General features: G+C 67.1%; 15 protein-coding genes. 14 read left to right on the top strand and 1 reads right to left on the bottom strand.

Annotation, left to right across the window (positions count from 1 at the left end; translation table 11 throughout):
* The first annotated feature begins 501 nt into the window (after window positions 1-501).
* Both RSA25_RS04070 and maiA read left to right on the top strand, forming a co-directional pair.
* Window positions 502-1,491: a fumarylacetoacetate hydrolase family protein gene (locus RSA25_RS04070; protein WP_332807634.1), complete on the top strand. Its 990-nt coding sequence runs from the start codon at window positions 502-504 to the stop codon at window positions 1,489-1,491.
* Window positions 1,488-2,165: a maleylacetoacetate isomerase gene (gene maiA / locus RSA25_RS04065; RefSeq protein WP_332807654.1), complete on the top strand. Its 678-nt coding sequence runs from the start codon at window positions 1,488-1,490 to the stop codon at window positions 2,163-2,165. The genes RSA25_RS04070 and maiA overlap by 4 nt, the downstream gene beginning before the upstream one ends.
* 47 nt (window positions 2,166-2,212) lie before the next feature.
* Here maiA and RSA25_RS04060 read toward each other — a convergent pair whose 3' ends face one another.
* On the bottom strand, window positions 2,213-3,346 hold the full coding sequence (locus RSA25_RS04060; protein ID WP_332807633.1) for a PilT/PilU family type 4a pilus ATPase: 1,134 nt from the start codon (window positions 3,344-3,346) through the stop codon (window positions 2,213-2,215).
* Between the two features lie 97 nt (window positions 3,347-3,443).
* Between RSA25_RS04060 and RSA25_RS04055 the strand changes: the two genes are divergently transcribed.
* The 12 genes from RSA25_RS04055 (at window position 3,444) to RSA25_RS04000 (ending at window position 17,374) form a co-directional block, all read left to right on the top strand.
* Window positions 3,444-3,845, top strand: a complete 402-nt coding sequence (locus RSA25_RS04055; protein ID WP_332807632.1) for a DUF4398 domain-containing protein — start codon at window positions 3,444-3,446, stop codon at window positions 3,843-3,845.
* Window positions 3,845-4,756 carry a hypothetical protein gene (locus RSA25_RS04050; RefSeq protein WP_332807631.1) on the top strand — a complete coding sequence of 304 codons (912 nt, stop codon included), beginning with the start codon at window positions 3,845-3,847 and terminating at the stop codon, window positions 4,754-4,756. The genes RSA25_RS04055 and RSA25_RS04050 overlap by 1 nt, the downstream gene beginning before the upstream one ends.
* Before the next feature lie 370 nt (window positions 4,757-5,126).
* Window positions 5,127-5,345, top strand: coding sequence for a YdcH family protein (locus RSA25_RS04045; RefSeq protein ID WP_038690653.1), 219 nt, complete (start codon window positions 5,127-5,129; stop codon window positions 5,343-5,345).
* Between the two features lie 231 nt (window positions 5,346-5,576).
* On the top strand, window positions 5,577-6,947 hold the full coding sequence (locus tag RSA25_RS04040) for a pyridoxal-phosphate dependent enzyme (RefSeq protein WP_332807630.1): 1,371 nt from the start codon (window positions 5,577-5,579) through the stop codon (window positions 6,945-6,947).
* Window positions 6,948-7,075: 128 nt separating this feature from the next.
* Window positions 7,076-8,269, top strand: a complete 1,194-nt coding sequence (locus RSA25_RS04035; protein ID WP_332807629.1) for a cystathionine gamma-synthase — start codon at window positions 7,076-7,078, stop codon at window positions 8,267-8,269.
* Complete coding sequence (locus tag RSA25_RS04030) at window positions 8,266-9,048, top strand: ABC transporter permease (protein ID WP_332807628.1); 783 nt, start codon at window positions 8,266-8,268, stop codon at window positions 9,046-9,048. The genes RSA25_RS04035 and RSA25_RS04030 overlap by 4 nt, the downstream gene beginning before the upstream one ends.
* Window positions 9,038-10,456, top strand: coding sequence for an ABC transporter ATP-binding protein (locus tag RSA25_RS04025; protein WP_332807627.1), 1,419 nt, complete (start codon window positions 9,038-9,040; stop codon window positions 10,454-10,456). The genes RSA25_RS04030 and RSA25_RS04025 overlap by 11 nt, the downstream gene beginning before the upstream one ends.
* Window positions 10,457-10,473: 17 nt before the next feature.
* Window positions 10,474-12,267, top strand: a complete 1,794-nt coding sequence (locus RSA25_RS04020) for a methyltransferase domain-containing protein (RefSeq protein ID WP_332807626.1) — start codon at window positions 10,474-10,476, stop codon at window positions 12,265-12,267.
* Between the two features lie 8 nt (window positions 12,268-12,275).
* Window positions 12,276-14,489, top strand: coding sequence for a hypothetical protein (locus tag RSA25_RS04015; RefSeq protein ID WP_332807625.1), 2,214 nt, complete (start codon window positions 12,276-12,278; stop codon window positions 14,487-14,489).
* Window positions 14,490-14,493: 4 nt separating this feature from the next.
* Window positions 14,494-15,225, top strand: coding sequence for a glycosyltransferase (locus RSA25_RS04010; protein WP_332807624.1), 732 nt, complete (start codon window positions 14,494-14,496; stop codon window positions 15,223-15,225).
* Window positions 15,222-16,667 carry a glycosyltransferase gene (locus RSA25_RS04005; protein WP_332807623.1) on the top strand — a complete coding sequence of 482 codons (1,446 nt, stop codon included), beginning with the start codon at window positions 15,222-15,224 and terminating at the stop codon, window positions 16,665-16,667. Before RSA25_RS04010 ends, RSA25_RS04005 begins: the two co-directional genes overlap by 4 nt.
* Complete coding sequence (locus RSA25_RS04000) at window positions 16,664-17,374, top strand: NAD-dependent epimerase/dehydratase family protein (protein ID WP_332807622.1); 711 nt, start codon at window positions 16,664-16,666, stop codon at window positions 17,372-17,374. Before RSA25_RS04005 ends, RSA25_RS04000 begins: the two co-directional genes overlap by 4 nt.
* The last annotated feature ends 103 nt before the right edge of the window (window positions 17,375-17,477 follow it).

The following is a 17,477-nucleotide window of genomic DNA, read 5'->3' as shown; positions in this document are numbered from 1 at the left end:
GGGGCTTGGGCCGGCCCCGCCACCGGCCCCGGCCCCGCCCCCGGCACCCCCCGGCTCCGCGGCGGGGGGGGGGGGGGGTCCGGCCGAGGGGGACGCTGCAAGTACGTCCATGTAAGCTCAGTCGCCGCTTGCTCGTGTGCGCGATCCTGCGCACACCGCAAGACCGGGGTTGGGCTCCTGCCCAACCCGTCGGGCGTATACGCCCGACCCATGCGGCTCATGCCCCCTCAACCGGACCCACCCCGCCCCTTGATAGTGGGTCGGTAGCTGGTGCCGAGAGCCAACTGCCGACTGCCGACTGCAATCGGCCAACGGCCGGGTGCCACGGGCCTTGTGATGGGTGATTGGGTGGTGGGGGGAAGGTTGGGGGACCGGAGGGGGGTCGGGTGGAGCCGGGTTTGATGCGGGGTGTTGTAGGGTGGGTTGCCGCGTTGCAGCTTGGCGATGGGGTGATTTTGATTACACTTGAAACCTATTTTCTGCGATCCCGGATACCCACCCATGAAGCTTGGTTCTTTGAAGGAAGGCGGCCGTGACGGCACCCTGATCGTGGTTTCGCGCGACCTGCGCCACGGGGTGCGGGCCACCGGCATTGCCGCGACGCTGCAGCAGGCGCTGGAAGACTGGAGCCACCTGGCGCCGCGGCTGAACGCATTGTCCGAATCGCTCAACGACGGCAGTGCCGATGGGGTGTTCGATATCGACCTGCAGGCGCTGGCCGCGCCGTTGCCGCGGGCGTATGAGTTCGTGGACGGCAGCGCCTACCTGCCGCACGTGGCGCGCGTGCGCCGTGCGCGGGGTGCCGAGGTGCCCGAGAGCTTCTACACCGACCCGCTGATGTACCAGGCCACCAGTGCCGGTTTTTATGGCCCGCGCGATGCGGTCAAGGTGGTCAGCGAGGAGTACGGCATCGACCTGGAGGCCGAGCTGGTGGTCATCACCGACGATGTGCCGATGGCGGTGACGCCGGCGCAGGCGGCCGGCCACATCCAGCTGGTGGGCCTGGTCAACGATGTGTCGCTGCGCAACCTGATCCCGGGGGAGCTGGCCAAGGGCTTCGGCTTCCTGCAGTCCAAGCCGCGCTCGGCGCTGTCGCCGGTGTTCGTCACTCCCGACGAGCTCGGGCCGGCCTGGCAGGACAGCAAGGTGCACCTGCCGTTGGTCACCCACGTCAACGGCGCCTGGTTCGGCGCGCCGGAAGCCGGGGTGGACATGCAGTTCAACTTCGCCGAGCTGGTCGCGCACGCGGCCAAGACCCGGCCGCTGGGCGCCGGGGCGATCGTCGGCTCGGGCACCATCGCCAACGAGGACACCGGCAAGGGCGCCTCCTGCTTTGCCGAACAGCGCACCGTGGAAACCCTGCGCGATGGCAAGCCGAGCACGCCGTTCATGTCCTTCGGCGACGTGGTCCGCATCGAGATGTTCGACGCGGCCGGCGAGAGCATCTTCGGCGCGATCGAACAGCGCATCGAACAGGCCGCCAAGCCCTGAACGCCACCACCGCCACCGACGGGCACGCCATCGAACTGTTCAGCTACTGGCGCTCGAGCGCGGCCTATCGCGTGCGGATCGGCTTGAACCTCAAGCAGCTGGCGCACCGGATCACCCCGGTGCACCTGCTGCGCGATGGCGGCCAGCAGCACAGCGAAGCCTACGCCGCGCTCAACCCGCAGGAGCTGGTGCCCACCCTGTGCCATGACGGCCAGGCGCTGCAGCAGTCGATGGCGATCCTGGAGTACCTGGACGAGGTGTTCCCGCTGCCGGCGCTGCTGCCCGACGACGCGGCCGGCCGTGCCCGGGTGCGCGCGCTGGCCCAGCTGGTGGCCTGCGATATCCACCCGCTCAACAACCTGCGGGTGATGCAGTTCTTCAGCGATACCTGGAGCGTGCCGCAGCCCGAGCGCGACGACTGGACCCGGCACTGGATGCGGGCCGGGTTCGAGGCGATGGAGCGGATGCTGGTGGAGTCGGTCGATACCGGCCGCTTCTGCCATGGCGACAGCCCCGGCCTGGCCGACTGCTGCCTGGTGCCGCAGTTGTACAACGCACGGCGCTTCCACCTGGACCTGGAGCCGTATCCCACCCTGGTCCGGATCGATGCCGCCTGCCTGGCCCTGCCGGCCTTCGACAGCGCCCGTCCGGAAAACCAGATCGACGCCGCCTGAGCCGGCAGGCATCGACCGTGGGTCGATGCGCCCCGGGGCCGGCGCCCTCAGAACCCGTGGGTGATCGCCGCCGGTGCGCTGTTGGCCGAGAAATCGGCATACGGGTCGTGTTCGCCGCTGCCGCCCTCGGACAGGCGGAACTTCAACGCCAGGCCGTCGCGCGAGTCGGCCGCGCGCAGCGCTTCCTCCTGCTCGATGATGCCGCCCTTGGCCATCCGGAACAGGCACTGGTCGAAGCTCTCCATGCCTTCTTCCAGCGAGGCTTCCATCGCCGCCTTGACCTCGTGCACCTGGCCGCGGCGCAGCAGGTCGCGGATCATCGGGGTGTTGATCAACACCTCGGTGGCCGGCAGGCGGCGCCCGTCCTTGCCCTTGACCAGGCGCTGGGAAACCACCGCGCGCAGGTTCAGCGACAGGTTCATCAGCACGTTGCGGTGCGCGCTTTCCGGGAAGAAGTTGAGGATGCGCTCGATGGTCTGGTCGGCGTTGTTGGAGTGCAGCGTGGCCAGGCACAGGTGCCCGGTCTCGGCAAAGGCGATGGCCGCCTCCATGGTTTCGGCATCCAGGATTTCGCCGATCAGGATCACGTCCGGCGCCTCGCGCATCGCGTTCTTCAGCGCGTTGTGGAAGGCGTGGGTGTCCAGGCCGACCTCGCGCTGGTTGACGATGGACATCTTGTGCTTGTGCAGGTACTCGATCGGATCCTCGATGGTGAGGATGTGACCGGTGGTGGTGCTGTTGCGGTGGTCGATCATCGAGGCCAGCGAGGTCGACTTGCCCGAGCCGGTCGAGCCGACCACCAGCACCAGCCCGCGCGGGGTCATGATGACGTCCTTGAGCACCTGCGGCAGGTTGAGCTCTTCGATGCTGGGGATCTTGCTGCGGATGGCGCGGATCACCATGCCCACTTCGCCGCGTTGCTTGAACACGTTGACGCGGAAGCGCCCGGCGTCGGGCAGGGCGATGGCCATGTTGAGCTCCAGCTCGCGCTCGAACTCGGGCACCTGGCCCTCGTCCATGAGCGAGTAGGCGATTTTCTTGACCATCCCCGGCGGCAGGCCGGTATTGCCAAGCGGGTACAGCTTGCCCTCGATCTTGATGTACACCGGGGCTCCGGTGGTCAAGAACATGTCGGACGCGTTCTTTTCGGTCATCAGCTTCAGGAAATAGCCGATATCCATGCGAAATGTTTCCCCAACAATCGGCCGCGTGCCATTGCAAGCACGCCGCAGGCTTCCGACAATGGCCGCGCTCCTACTTCTGGCGACGGCACCCCCAATGAATCCTAGCTTCGCACAAATACGACGCGTCCCGTACCTCACCCTGCTGATTTGCGTGACGGTGTGCACACTCGCGTTCGCCGGCAGCGCCCAGGCGCAGGACGGCGCGCTGGAGCTGATGCAGGCCCGGCAGGCGGTGGACAAGGCCACCCAGGCCGACGCCGACCAGTACGCCCCTGACCTCATCGCCGTGGCCCGGCAAGGCCTGGAACAGGCCCAGCGCGCGGCCGGCGACCGCCGCGAGCGCAAGAACGCCCCGGCGCTGGCCCTGCGCGCCACCGCCGATGCAGACCTGGCCCGCGCCCGCAGCGATGAAGCCACCGCCACCGCCCAGCTGAAGCTGCGCCGCAATGAGGTCAGCCAGCTGCAACGCCAGCTGTCCACCGGGGAGAACCGTTGATGACCGTCGCGCCCAAGACCTCCCGCCCGCTGCGCGCGGCCACCCTGGCGCTGGCCGTCGGCCTGGCCCTGCCGCTGCTGGTCCAGGCCGCCGAAGACCCGGCCGTGGCCCAGCTCACCCAGCGCCTGATGGCCATCCAGGCCAACCCCGATGCCGCCCAGCTGGCCGCCTTCGAGCGGCTGCAGGCCCAGCAGGCCGTGGCCGAGCTGGCCAAGGCCAAGCGCCGTGACCTGGACCAGGCCCGTTACCTGGCCGAGCGCCGGGTGGACATCGCCGAGACCAGCGTGCGCGCCGCCCTGGCCCAGCGCGAGGTCGACCAGCTCGAACGCACCCGCAGCGAACTGCTGATCGAAGCCAGCCGCCGCGACGCCCAGCGCGCCCGGCAGGAGGCCGAGCGCCTGCGCGTGCAGGCCCAGATCCAGGCCGAGGAAAGCGAGCGCCTGCGCCTGGCCGCCGAACAGGAGGCCCTGGCCCGCCAGGATGCCGAGACCGCGCTGACCAGCGTGGCCGGCAAGCAGACCGCCCGGCTCAGCGCGGCCCAGCAGAATGCGGCCAAGCTGGCCCGCGAGGAGGCCGAGCTGGTGTCCGGCAACAAGCTGCCCGGCTCGAAGTTCGACACCCGCGGTGAGGTGTTCACCTTCAATGGCGAGGCCTTCGCCGCCGGCAAGGGCGCCCTGTCCGCCGGCGCCAAGGGCCAGGCCAAGGCCCTGGCCGAGTACCTCAACATCGGCAAGAAGGGCCGGGTGCGGATCGAGGCCTATGATGCCGCGGCCGGGGTCGGCGACCAGCGGGCGCAGGCCCTGCGCGATGCCCTGGTGGCTGCCGGGGTCAGTGCCAGCCGGCTGCAGGTGAGCGGCAAGAAGGCGGCGGCCACCAAGGCGCGGTCGGCCGAGGTGATCATCTCGCCCTGAGCCCGCTGGACGCCATGCGTCGTGACCGTCGGGTTGGATGCAACCCGTTGTTTTCGTTTAATTTTCGTTGTTCTGCGTGTTCAGCCTGAACCTCTGCTGGGCCGCGTCGAAAATTTCAGATGAAACGCTTGAAGACCCTTCAGAGCAGGCGTAGGGTCAGTTGTCCGGGTGGCCTTCCGCGACCCGGACGATTGGAGGGCCGGGCCGATGAACCGAGGGCACGCACCACAGCAGTCTGCAGTCCGGGGCATCCCGGTTGCGCATGCAGGTGCCGTCGCGGTCAACGTCCAGCGCTCCACCCAAAAGCAACGCCCCGTGCCGCAAGGCCGGGGCGTTCTTGTTTCTGCAAGACAGCGATAGGAGGTTCATCATGTTCGAAGGTCAGCCCCAGAGCGAGATCGATGCACGCCGCAAGCGTGACCCGGAATTCAAAGCACTTTACGAGCGTCACCAGAAGTTGAACAAAAAGTGCATGGATGCCCAACTGGGTGTACTTCCGATAGACGATCTCACCTTGGGCCAGATGAAGCGTGAGAAGCTGCTGGCCAAGCAGAAGCTGGAAAGGATGTACGACTCCCCCATGCATTGACGCCTTTCGGGTGCCGGCCCCACGGTCGGCACCTTCCACCGACCGCCGCGGGCGGCGTCCGTCTCCTCGTCGACGGGCGCCGTCCGCGTCGCTCTTTGTGGGCCGGCCGTCCTGCCAGCGCCGTGGTTGAAGGCCCGGCGACGGCCATTGCACGGCCCAACCTGACTTTCTCCGCCAACCGTCGGATAATCACCGGTCCGGCCGCATTGCGGCGCGAATCGACGTGAACCGATGGCAATCCATTCCTCCGTACTCGACCTCATTGGCCAGACCCCGATCGTCAAGGCCCAGCGCCTGGACACCGGCGTCTGCGAGCTCTACCTGAAGCTCGAAAGCGCCAATCCCGGAGGATCGATCAAGGACCGCATCGGCCTGTCGATGATCGAAGCGGCCGAAAAGCGCGGCGAGCTCAAGCCCGGCGCCACCCTGGTGGAAGGCACCGCCGGCAACACCGGCCTGGGCCTGGCACTGGTGGCCCAGCAGAAGGGCTACAAGCTGATCCTGGTCGTGCCGGACAAGATGAGCCGCGAGAAGATCTTCAACCTCAAGGCGATGGGGGCCGAAGTGCGCCTGACCCGCTCGGACGTGGCCAAGGGCCATCCGGAGTACTACCAGGACATGGCCAAGCGCGTGGCCGAGGAAACCCCCGGCGCGTACTTCATCAACCAGTTCGGCAACCCGGACAACCCGGCCGCCCACGAGTTCGGCACCGGCCCGGAGATCCTGGCCCAGATGGACGGCGACCTGGACGCGATCGTCTTCGGCTGCGGCAGCTCGGGCACCATGACCGGCCTGTCGCGCGCCTTCGCCGCCGCCTCGCCCAAGACCGAGCTGGTGCTGGCCGACCCGGTCGGCTCGATCCTGGCCGAGTACATCAACGACGGCGTGCTCAACGACAAGTCGGGCAGCTGGCTGGTGGAAGGCATCGGCGAGGACTTCCTGCCCTCGATCGCCGACTTCAGCCGGGTCACCAAGGCCTACGCGATCACCGACGCCGAGAGCTTCCATACCGCCCGCGAACTGCTGGGCACCGAGGGCATCCTCGGCGGCTCCTCCACCGGCACCCTGCTGGCGGCCGCGCTGAAGTACTGCAAGGAGCAGACCACCCCCAAGAAGGTGCTGGTGCTGGTCTGCGACACCGGCAACAAGTACCTCTCCAAGATGTACAACGACTACTGGATGCTGGACAACGGCTTCCTGGAGCGCCCGCAGAGCGGCGACCTGCGCGACCTGATCCTGCGCCCGTATGGCCAGCGCGATACCGTCGTGATCGGCCCCAATGACCTGCTGACCACCGCCTACCAGCGCATGAAGCTGTACGACGTGTCCCAGCTGCCGGTCATGGAAGGCGACCAGCTGGTCGGCATCGTGGACGAAAGCGACGTGCTGCTGCACGTGTACGGCGACGAAGCGCGCTTCCGCGACCCGGTGGCCACCGCGATGGTGAGCAAGCTGGACCGGCTGGACGTGAAGTCCCCGATCGAGGCGCTGTTGCCGGTGTTCGACCGTGGCCAGGTGGCCATCGTCATGGACGGCGGCACCTTCCTGGGCCTGATCACCCGGATCGACCTGCTGAACTACCTGCGCCGCCGGGTCCAGTAACCCCGCGGCCGGCCGTCTCCGCACTGAACCTGCGTTTATCCGCGTCAATGGCCGATTAAGGCACCGCTGATAGACTTCCGCTCCTTTTGCGGGCGCCCCTGCCGGGGCTCCCCTCGCTGGGAAACAACATGTCCGACCACGCTTCCTCCGGGCACGGCAACCGTGCGCTTGCCCTGGCTACCCTGGCCATCCACGGCGGACAGTCGCCCGATCCGAGCACCGGCGCGGTGATGCCGCCGATCTACGCGACCTCCACCTACGCCCAGTCCAGCCCCGGCGAACACCAGGGCTTTGAGTACTCGCGCACCCACAATCCCACCCGCTTCGCCTACGAGCGCTGCGTGGCCTCGCTGGAGGGCGGCAGCCGCGGCTTCGCCTTCGCCTCGGGCATGGCCGCCAGCTCCACCGTGATGGAGCTGCTGGACGCCGGCAGCCACGTGGTGGCGATGGATGACATCTACGGCGGCACCTTCCGGCTGTTCGAGCGCGTGCGCAAGCGCACCGCCAACCTGCAATTCAGCTTCGTCGACCTGACCGACCTGGCCGCCTTCGAGGCCTCGATCAACGCGCAGACGAAGATGGTCTGGATCGAAACCCCGACCAACCCGATGCTGAAGATCGTGGACATCGCCGCGGTGGCCGCCATCGCCAAGCGCCATGGCCTGATCGTGGTGGTGGACAACACCTTCGCCTCGCCGATGCTGCAGCGCCCGCTGGAACTGGGCGCCGACCTGGTCCTGCACTCGGCCACCAAGTACCTCAATGGCCATTCGGACATGGTGGGCGGCATGGTGGTGGTGGGCGACAACGCAGAACTGGCCGAGCAGATGGCCTTCCTGCAGAACTCCATCGGTGGCGTGCAGGGCCCGTTCGACAGCTTCCTGGCCCTGCGCGGCCTGAAGACCCTGCCACTGCGCATGAAGGCGCACTGCGCCAATGCGCTGGCCCTGGCCCAGTGGCTGGACACCCACCCGGCGGTGGAGAAGGTGATCTACCCGGGCCTGACCAGCCACCCGCAGCACGAACTGGCCACGCGCCAGATGAATGGCTACGGCGGCATCGTCTCGATCGTGCTCAAGGGCGGGTTCGAGGCGGCCAGGCGCTTCTGCGAGAAGACCGAACTGTTCACCCTGGCCGAGTCGCTGGGCGGGGTGGAAAGCCTGGTCAACCATCCGGCGGTGATGACCCATGCGTCGATCCCGGTGGAGCGCCGCGAGCAGCTGGGCATCAGCGATGCGCTGGTGCGGCTGAGCGTGGGGGTTGAGGAGTTGGGGGATCTGCAGGTGGATCTGGAACGGGCGCTGGAAGGCGCGTCTGCATGATCCGCAGGCGCCTGGAACTGATGTTGAGCCTGACCGGCCGCGACATCCAGAAGAAGTACAAGGATTCAATGCTGGGCGCGCTCTGGGGCGTGCTGGTGCCGTTGATCATGCTGGCGATATACACGGTGATCTTCAGCACGATCTTCAGCGCGAAATGGAAAGGCATCGAAGTCCATACCAAGGTCGACTACGCGGTGCTCCTGTTCATCGGGCTCATTGTGTACAACTTCTTCGCCGAGTCGATCACGCGCGCACCGACTGCCGTGCTCAGCAATCCGAACCTGGTGAAGAAGGTCGTTTTCCCGCTGGAAGTCCTGCCGCCGGTGGTGGTGTTGTCTTCGCTCTACAACGCGGGCGTTGCGACCATTGCGCTGGGGGCATTCCTTGCCTTCAGCAGTTTCGGCTTCCATTGGCAGATGATTCTCCTGCCGGTGCTGGTCGTGCCGCTGTTCCTGCTGACGATGGGCGTCACTTACCTGTTCGCGTCGTTGGGCGTGTTCTTCCGGGACGTGGACCAGTTGGCCGGCCTGATGGCCCGGATCCTTCAGTACCTCACGCCGGTCCTCTATCCTTCGATCATCTTCCCAGACGCCATCGGCAAGTGGATGCGGCTCAGTCCGCTCGCCGTCTATGTCGAGCAGATCCGCGCCTTGATCGTCAGCGGCACGCTCCCCGAGTGGGGGTCCTACGCCTGGGCGGTGGCTTGTTCGGTACTCATCTTCTTCTTCGGGTACTGGTGGTTCCAACGCACGCGGAGGGCTTTCGCTGATGTCGTCTGAAGAGCTGGTTATTGATATCTCGGGCGTCAGCAAGGTCTTCAACATATTCGAGAAGCCTGCCGACCGCCTGCTGCAGATGCTGCTGCCCCGCCTGGGCCGGGTAATGCCGGGCAAGGCGGACTGGTCGACGCGCCAGCGCGGACGTGAATTCTGGGCACTGCAGAACGTGAGTCTGCAGGTAAAGCGTGGCGATGCGGTCGGCATCATCGGGCGCAATGGTTCGGGTAAATCCACGCTGCTGCAGATCATCGCCGGGACATTGGCGCCGACCACCGGCCATGCCAAGGTCAACGGGCGGATCGCGGCGTTGCTGGAACTAGGTAGTGGATTCAACCCCGACTTCACCGGGCGCGAGAACGTGGTTCTCAATGGCATGATCCTGGGCCTGACCGAGCGCGAGGTGATGCAGCGCTTCGACGCCATCGCGGCATTCGCCGACATCGGCGACTTCATCGACCAGCCGGTGCGCACCTACTCCAGCGGCATGATGCTGCGCCTGGCGTTCGCGGTGCAGACGCAGGTCGAGCCTGACATCCTGATCGTGGATGAGGCGCTGGCGGTGGGTGATGCGTTGTTCCAGAAACGCTGCTTCCAACAGATGGAAGCCCTCCGCGCCAATGGCTGCACGCTGCTGCTGGTGTCGCATGACCAGGAGTCGATCCGTACCCTGACCGACCACGCCATCCTGCTGCGGGACGGCACGGTGCGGGCTGCCGGTCCTTCCTCGGAGGTCGTGCTGGAATACCGCAAGCAACTGCACGACGATGAGCGCGACTATTACGCGTCCATCAGTGCGCAGCACCTGCAGCATGCCCAGAAGATCATCGAGGCCCAATCGGCCGACGAGGTTCCTTCGGAGGGACCCGTGCATGATGCGTCGCCCGTGCTCGGCGCGCGCAGCGACAAGCTCTCCTTCGGTGACTACGATTGCGTGATCGAGCACGTTCGCGTGCTCGATGCCGACGGCGAAGAGTGTGCGTACTTCCTTCCCCGCGAGCGGGCAGTGATCGAGGTCACGGCTCGCCCGGTGCGCGACATGGACAAGCTCAACGTGAATGTCCGCCTGCGCAACAAAGAGGGCGTCAAGCTCTATTCGTGGGGCACGCTCAACCAGGATGTGCGCATGTGGGCTGAAGAAGGCAAGGAGCAGCCGGGCGTCTGGGGCACTACCTTCCGTGCCGATGAACCCTTCCGGGTGCGTTTCGAGTTCGACTGCTCCCTCGGCGTCAACTTCTACGAAGTGCAGGTCTCGGTGTCCGAGGAAGTCGAGCGCTTTGGCGGTGCCCAGCGCATGCTTCACTGGCGTGACGAAGCCGCCTTCTTCCAGGTTGGCATGCGGCAGAAGGAGTACACCTTTGGCGGCGTCTGCGACCTGCGCATGCGCGCAGAAATCGCTGACGCCCAATGAACCAGGAACGCCCTGCAATGGACAAGATCCAGAATGCCCCCCAATCCGCGCTCGCTCCTGCCGCTGTGCGGGTTGCCGTGGATCGCCTGCTGTCGTGGCTGCCCGCCGGTGCGATCGCCCTGCGCGGCGACGCCGCGCCTGACCTGGCGCAGGCGCTGCGCCGCGCGGGCATCGCGCTGCAGGAAGAGGCTGCGGTCGCTGCCATCATCGTGGTCGAGCGGGCCGACGGCAACGCGCCCGCCGAACGCCTTGCGCCCCTGCTGGCGGACATCGCCGGCCCTGTCTGCCTTGTCGTCGCAGGCGCCGCCGCGGCCAGCGTGGATCGTGCCACCTGGGAGCAGGCGGTCATTCGTGCCGAATGGCGCAAGCATCCGCTCAATGAGCGCGTTGCGCCGTATGGCGAACTCGATCGCGTCACCGGCCTGCTGATGATTGCTTTCGAGCGCGTCCCGGAGGCGGCCATCGCACGCTATCCGCTGCAGGCATTGGTGGAAGAACGTGACCTGCACACGGACATGACCCGCGAGCCGGGCCGGCGCTCCGATGCCCATATGACCCGCTATGCCCAGGCCGCGCAGTTCATCCGGCCGGGGGACAGGGTGGTCGACGTGGCATGTGGCCTGGGGTACGGCTCCTATGAGCTGGCGCACAACAGCGCGGCTGCCTCCTTTACCGGCCTGGACGCCAGTGAGTACGCGGTGGACTACGCCAACGTCAACTTCGCCCCCGCCTCGCCGACGCCGATGCAGTTCGTCGTGGGCGACGCCCAGAACCTGTCGGGCATGCCCGACGGCTCGGCGGAGTTTGCCGTCAGCGTGGAAACCCTTGAGCACCTGCCGGAGCCGGACCGGCTGCTGGCCGAACTGCATCGTGTGCTTTCCCCGCAGGGTCGCGTGTACGCCAGCGTGCCCAATGACTGGTCCGACGAGACCGGCGAGGATCCCAATCCCTTCCACTTCCATGTGTACGACTGGCCACGGCTGGTGGCGCAGTTCCAGCGCAATGGCTTCGTGATCGAGAAGGCATGGTTGCAGGATGCAGGCGGTGGTCAGACGCGGCACCTGGCGGCACGCTCGATGCTGGAAATCGATCCGCTCGCTGGTCCCACCTGTGATGGCGAATGGCTGCTGGTGCTCGCACGCAAGGCCGATGTGCTGCCGGAGGCGGTGACCGAGCCGCTGGCGCGCGCGCGCGCGCTCCTGGCTGCGGGGCAGCCGAGCCAAGCGATGGCACTGCTGGATGTGGAGATCAACGACGCCGACCCGCTGCGCGCTGCCAAGGCCCACGGCCTTGCGGCGATCGTCGCAGCGTCGTCGGGCTGGTTGGACATGGCCGCCACGCATTGGCGTGGCGTCCAGGACGCCGCCCGACGGGCGTTGTCGCTGCCGCATGCGGAGGCGGAGGCAGCCGGGCTGTTGCACCTGGCCCTGCGCCAGCAGTCGCCGCCTGGCGATGCCCGCCCCGGTGCCCTGTACCGACAGCTGCGCGAACACGCAGCCGTGCTGTCCGTGCTGCTGGGCGAGAATGCCTCGCTTCTGGCCGACAACGATGACCGGGCCGTGGTTTCCGGGCCATGTGATGGTGCCGAGCAGATCAACATGGGGGCGCGCGAGGTGCGCCAGCTCATCGATGCCAAGCAGTGGCTGGACGGCAAGTACCACGAGCACATGAGCCGCATCAGCGCGTTGGAGGCCCACACCGCTGAACTGGAATCGGCGCGCCACTGGCTTGACGGCCAGTACCATGCGTTGACGGCCGAACTGCAGCGCCTCGGCCGTTCTGATCCGCCGGCCCCTGACGGCACCATGTGAATCAGCCCATGAGCGCGCCCCAGCTCGATGACGCACCTGCGGTGCCGTTGGCGCCGTTGCAGGTGACCGATCTGGTCGAGTACTGCCTGCGTGCGGCCGGGCCGTGTCGCGTGCGGCTGCTGGGTGATGCCCTGGAACCCCTGGTCGTGCCGCTTCTACGCGCCGGCTGCCACGTCGCGGGCCGCGCATCTGAACAGCAGGTGGACGCGCGCGACGACCTGGCCATCGTCTGGGCACAGGACATCCCCCTGCGCGCCACGGCATTGCGGCTGGACGTCGCGTCGCTGGTCCTGGTCGCCCGGGTGGACGCGGCGGCGGCGATGGGACGGTGGCTGGACGATGCGTTGGCCACTGGCTGGGCGCTGCACCCTGCGGAGTTCGCGTTCGCCGGGGTGCCCGATGGCCTGACGGTGGTGATGCTCGCGCGCCGGGGCGTCGATGCGGCGCTGCGTGGGGATGACCTGCGCGCCAGCTATCACGGGCTGGCGGCCGCCCTGGTGCGTCCCGGGGACAGGGTGCTGCTGACAGATGCCGCGCAGGGTGGTCTGTGGCGGATCGTGCAGCAACAATCGCGTTGTGGGTGGCTGGGCGTTCTGGCCGATCGCCCTGCGCCGTACGAACTCGACCCTGGCGTGGACTGGCTGGACATGCAGGCAGCGGCGCCCGCCGACCTGCACGTCGATGTGCTGGTCACCCGGTTCTCCCATGAGGCAGGCGACTGGCCCCAGCAGCTGCACGAGGCCGGCGAGGCATTGGTCCGCAGTGGACGCCTGGTCGTACTGGTTCCCCTGCAATCCGGTCGAAACGCACTGGAAGGGCCCTTGCTGGCGGCGCTTGAGCACCACGGGCTGGTGCTTGACCGGGCCTGGTGGCAGAGCCTGACGCGGCCGCCGGGGCTGGGCCAGTTCATCGAAGTGGAGCGCGATGCCGACGATCGCCTGGCCATCGATGCCGAGCGGATCGCCATGGCCGATGCCCTGGTGCTGATGGCAGTCAAGACCACCGGCGCCGGCATCACGCAGGATCCGGGCGCGGATATGCCCAACATCGTGGCCTTCCAGCGCGATTATCTCGATGCAAGCCTGGTCCGTCTCATCGTGGCGGTCGGGTTGCGATTGGAATCGGCGCTGCATCGGCGCCAGATTGCATTGCATGTCATGCAAGAGGCGCCGATCGCCTCGGCCGACCACGGCGCGGCGGTCTGCGTACTGCTGTACGACCCGGTCGCCGTTTCCGCGGTCGGGCGCGATGTACTGGTCGCGGCGGCACAGCGGTACATCGACGCGCCGGCGGTCAACCCGACCATGCTGCGATGGCAGGTATCGCTGGCGTTCGCCGCCGCCGCGCTGCTCCAGGACAACGATGAGCTTGCGCGCGCGGCCTTGTTGTATGAGCGGGTCCTTGGATTCGACGTCCTCGCCTTCAGCCCTCTGCTGGGGACCAAGACCACGGCGGCGGCGTTGAGGCTGGGCTGGATTCATTTCGGTGCCGGCGACCTGGTCGCCGCCCGGCGTGCCTGGGCGCGTGGCATGAACGAGGCACGGCGCCTGGCCACCTCGTCGGCCTGGTCGGAGGTGGTCGGCGATCCCGATGCGCCGGAGACCTTCGCCATGCCGGAGTTCGCCGCCGTGATGGATGAAGCCGGATGCCTGGCGGCAGCGCTTCGTATCACCGCCGAGCATCCGCTTCGCCCGGGCGTGGCATGGCAGTGGGCAAACCGGTCGTGGCGGTCCCAGCTGGCCGATGCACACCTTGCGCAGGGACGCGGGCAGCTGTGGCAGGATCAACTGCAGGATGCCAAGGACTGGCTGGACGGCCAGTACCACCAGCTGACCGCCGAGGTGCAGCGACAGGCGCAGGCCGCCCACGCGTTGGAGGCCGACAAGCAGAGGCTGACGTTGGAAATGGACGGCGTCCGCGCCGCGTTCGGGTTGGCGCACCGCCACGCCGTGGCTGAGCGGGCGGCACTGCAGCAGCAGCTCCAGCAGGTGCAGGCCGAGCATGCGCAGCTCGCGGCGGCCCACGCGCGACTGGATAGTGCCGCGCGCAACCTGACCGTGGCGACCACGATGATCATGGGCCCGGCACCGCAGCCCCGACTTCCGGCGGAGTCGATCGCTGAAGAAATGTCACGGCTGGCAGCGGCGCTGCAGGGGCTGCCGTTGAAGGGCACCGTGCGAGCGATTCTGCGCGGGCTTGCCTCGCTGCTGGGTCGGAGGTGATCCGGTGAGCCCAGTGTTGTCGGTCATCGTCACCTTCCACCAGGAGGGCATCCTTGCCCACGCCGCGCTGCGCAGCTACCTGCTTGCGCGCGCGTCGGCGCGCACGGCCGGCATCGAGGTCGAGCTGGTCCTGGTGCTGGACAACGCCGACGCTGAAACCTTGGCGATCGTCTGCGGCCATCCTGAGCTGCTGGGCGACGAAGTCCTCGTCATGGCCGCCGTAGGCGACGCGGCGCTGGCGCGCAACCAGGGCATCGCCCAAGCCACCGGCAAGTACCTGTGCACCCTGGACGGGGACGACCTGATCAGTCGCGACTATTTCCAGCGTCATGTCCAGTTGGCCGAGCGCACGCCGGGCCGGGTGATCCTGCATCCGCAGGTCGTGGTCAGTTTCGGCATGGACAGCCGCTTCACCTGGCAGTTGGACCAGCGGACGATGCCGTTCTCCCCCGACCTGCTGCTCTCCGAGAATCCGTGGATCAGCGCGGTGTTCGCGCGGCGCGAGGTTTTCACCGACATCCCCTACGTCGCCTGTTTGCCCCGCCAGACCGGGTTCGGCTACGAAGACTGGCACTGGAACTGCCAGACCGTGGCGGCCGGCTATGAACATGTCGCCGTCGCCGACACCGCGTATTTCTATCGGCTCAAGCCATCCGGCTCAGTCAATACCAGCAGCAGTGCGCTCGGCGCGGTCATGCCACCAAGCGACCTTTTCGGACGGTGGGTGTGCCCATGATCCGCAGGCTGTACGCGCTGGCCAGGCGCGTGAGTGTCCGCCAGTTGTTGGCCAACCCGCGCGCCGAGTTGGGCCGCATCCTGGGCTGGGTCGGGCGGCGGTTGCAGGGTGCCGCCACGGTGGTTGCACACGGGCACGCCACGCTCCCGGCCTGGCTGGATGCGGAAATGATCGCGCTGGCCAGCATCGAACCTGAGTTGCTGGGCGAGAAAGGAAGCACCGCGCACTACCGGCATTACGGTGTCCCGATGGTCACCCGTCCCGGTGAGCTCTATCGGCAGATTGTCGACGCCGTCGGCGAGCGGCCCTGCAGCCACGTAATGATCATCCCCTGGCTGGTCCGGGGGGGCGCTGATCGAGGCGCGCTCTACCACCTCCAGGCGTGGGTCGACGCCATGCCGGCGGCCGATGTACTGGTCATCCTGACCGACGATATCGAGTCTCCCTGGCTGGATCGCATCCCTGCGGGTATCCGGGTACTGCCTTTCGGACGCATCGCCGGCAGCATGGCCATGGAGGGAAAGGTCCAGCTCCTGACCCGGCTGTTGCTGCAGATGCAGCCGTCGGTCATCCACACCATCAATTCGCGCGTGGCCTGGGAGGCGTACCGGAAGTTCGGCCTTGCCTTGCGGCAACGCTCGACGCTGTTCGCTTCGCTGTTCTGCGACGATCAGGACGAGAACGGCGTGCCGGTGGGCTATGCGCGCAGCTACCTGCGCAGCTGTTTCCAGCACCTGACCAGCGTTTTCTGTGACAACAGCGTCTACCCGGCACGCTGGAGCGTGGAGCTCGGCGTGCCGCGCGACCTGTTTACCGTTCTGCCGTTTCCCTACGATCGTGCGGTGGTCATCAAGGAAGACGCGTTCCCGATCGAGGGCCAACCGCGTGTGTTGTGGGCAGGGCGATTGGACCGGCAGAAGCGCCCGGACATCCTGGTGGCGATCGCCCGGGCCATGCCTGACGTCGGCTTCGACGTGCACGGGGTGTCTGAACTGGGCGCCCACCATCCGGCCATCGATGCGCTTCGCCGACTGCCGAATGTGACGATGCACGGCGCTTTCCCGCGCTTTGAAGGCATCGTCAAGGCAGATCACGCGGCCTACCTGTTCACGACCTCCTGGGAGGGGCTGCCCACCATCCTGCTGGACGCTGCCGCCGCCGGCATTCCGATCGTCGCACCGGCCGTCGGCGGCATCGTCGATCTGATCAGGCGCGATTGGCTGGTGGCGCTGCCGGATGATGTGGACGCCTATGTGGACCGCCTGCGGCAATTGCTTTCCGATCCCGGGTTGCGCAGCGCGCGCAGACGGGAACAATACGCAGGGCTGTCGACGGGGCGGGACTGGGCTGATTTCACCCGTATCCTGCGCGGCATCCATCAGTATCTGCCCGAGCGGCAGCACGAAACCAAGAACATGAGTAACCAAGGAAGCACAACGTGATTATCGGACGGGGCTTGGTCGCAACGGCCTTCTCAGGCCAATGGCAGCATGATCCGGGCACGGTCATCGTCGCTGCCGGTGTTTCAAATTCCGCCGAGCATGATCGGGCCGCCTTCGAGCGCGAAGAGGCGCTGCTGGACGAGGTCTTCGCATCGGATGTGCAGCGGCATATCGTGTATTTCGGCAGCTGCGCGGTGGGCAACCCGGATGAGCGCAAGACGCCCTATCTGCAGCACAAGGCCGCGATGGAAGCCCGCGTCCTGGCCGATCCGCGCGGACGTGTGTTTCGCCTTCCGCAGGTCGTGGGCGAGGGCGGCAACCCGCACACGCTGACCAACTTCCTGTGCGCGCGGATCTTGTCCGGCGAGCCGTTCGACGTATGGGCGAAGGCGGAACGCAACCTGATCGATATCCAGGACGTGGCGGCGCTGGGCACGCATGTGCTGCAACATGCCGAGGACTACCCGCGCATGATGTCGCTGGCCGATATCCAGTCCACCAACATGCTCCAGATCGTCCGTTGCATGGAAAGCGTGCTGGGGCGTGCCGCCAACTGCAGGGTGCTGGAGCAGGGCGTCGCCTTCCCCATCGACACGCGCGATTGCCAGCGGGCGGCCATGGACTGTGGCATCCCCTTGGGCGACGGCTACCTGGCCAGGCTGCTGGCCAGGTACTACGCCGGCCAAGCCGTGCCCCCGACCAGGTGACCGGGTCCGGCTGTATGAACGGCCACCCCGCGGGTGTCCCGGTCCGGGACACCGCGGCCAACGCCGGCCATTCACCCGGTGCCAGGGCACGCAAGTATGATCA

Origin of the sequence: Stenotrophomonas sp. (genome assembly GCF_036662295.1) — a bacterium.
In the GTDB taxonomy this organism is placed as follows: Bacteria; Pseudomonadota; Gammaproteobacteria; order Xanthomonadales; family Xanthomonadaceae; genus Stenotrophomonas.
Note: the sequence above shows the minus strand (reverse complement) of the source record. Positions and strands in the feature narration are given on the sequence as shown.

Coding starts and splice junctions, on each gene's coding strand:
- RSA25_RS04030 (WP_332807628.1), top strand. CDS start 8,266: ATGATCCGCAGGCGCCTGGAACTGATGTTGAGCCTGACCGGCCGCGAC.
- RSA25_RS04055 (WP_332807632.1), top strand. CDS start 3,444: ATGAATCCTAGCTTCGCACAAATACGACGCGTCCCGTACCTCACCCTG.
- RSA25_RS04060 (WP_332807633.1), bottom strand. CDS start 3,346: ATGGATATCGGCTATTTCCTGAAGCTGATGACCGAAAAGAACGCGTCC.
- RSA25_RS04015 (WP_332807625.1), top strand. CDS start 12,276: ATGAGCGCGCCCCAGCTCGATGACGCACCTGCGGTGCCGTTGGCGCCG.
- RSA25_RS04040 (WP_332807630.1), top strand. CDS start 5,577: ATGGCAATCCATTCCTCCGTACTCGACCTCATTGGCCAGACCCCGATC.
- RSA25_RS04020 (WP_332807626.1), top strand. CDS start 10,474: ATGGACAAGATCCAGAATGCCCCCCAATCCGCGCTCGCTCCTGCCGCT.
- RSA25_RS04050 (WP_332807631.1), top strand. CDS start 3,845: ATGACCGTCGCGCCCAAGACCTCCCGCCCGCTGCGCGCGGCCACCCTG.
- RSA25_RS04035 (WP_332807629.1), top strand. CDS start 7,076: ATGTCCGACCACGCTTCCTCCGGGCACGGCAACCGTGCGCTTGCCCTG.
- RSA25_RS04005 (WP_332807623.1), top strand. CDS start 15,222: ATGATCCGCAGGCTGTACGCGCTGGCCAGGCGCGTGAGTGTCCGCCAG.
- RSA25_RS04025 (WP_332807627.1), top strand. CDS start 9,038: ATGTCGTCTGAAGAGCTGGTTATTGATATCTCGGGCGTCAGCAAGGTC.
- RSA25_RS04070 (WP_332807634.1), top strand. CDS start 502: ATGAAGCTTGGTTCTTTGAAGGAAGGCGGCCGTGACGGCACCCTGATC.
- RSA25_RS04045 (WP_038690653.1), top strand. CDS start 5,127: ATGTTCGAAGGTCAGCCCCAGAGCGAGATCGATGCACGCCGCAAGCGT.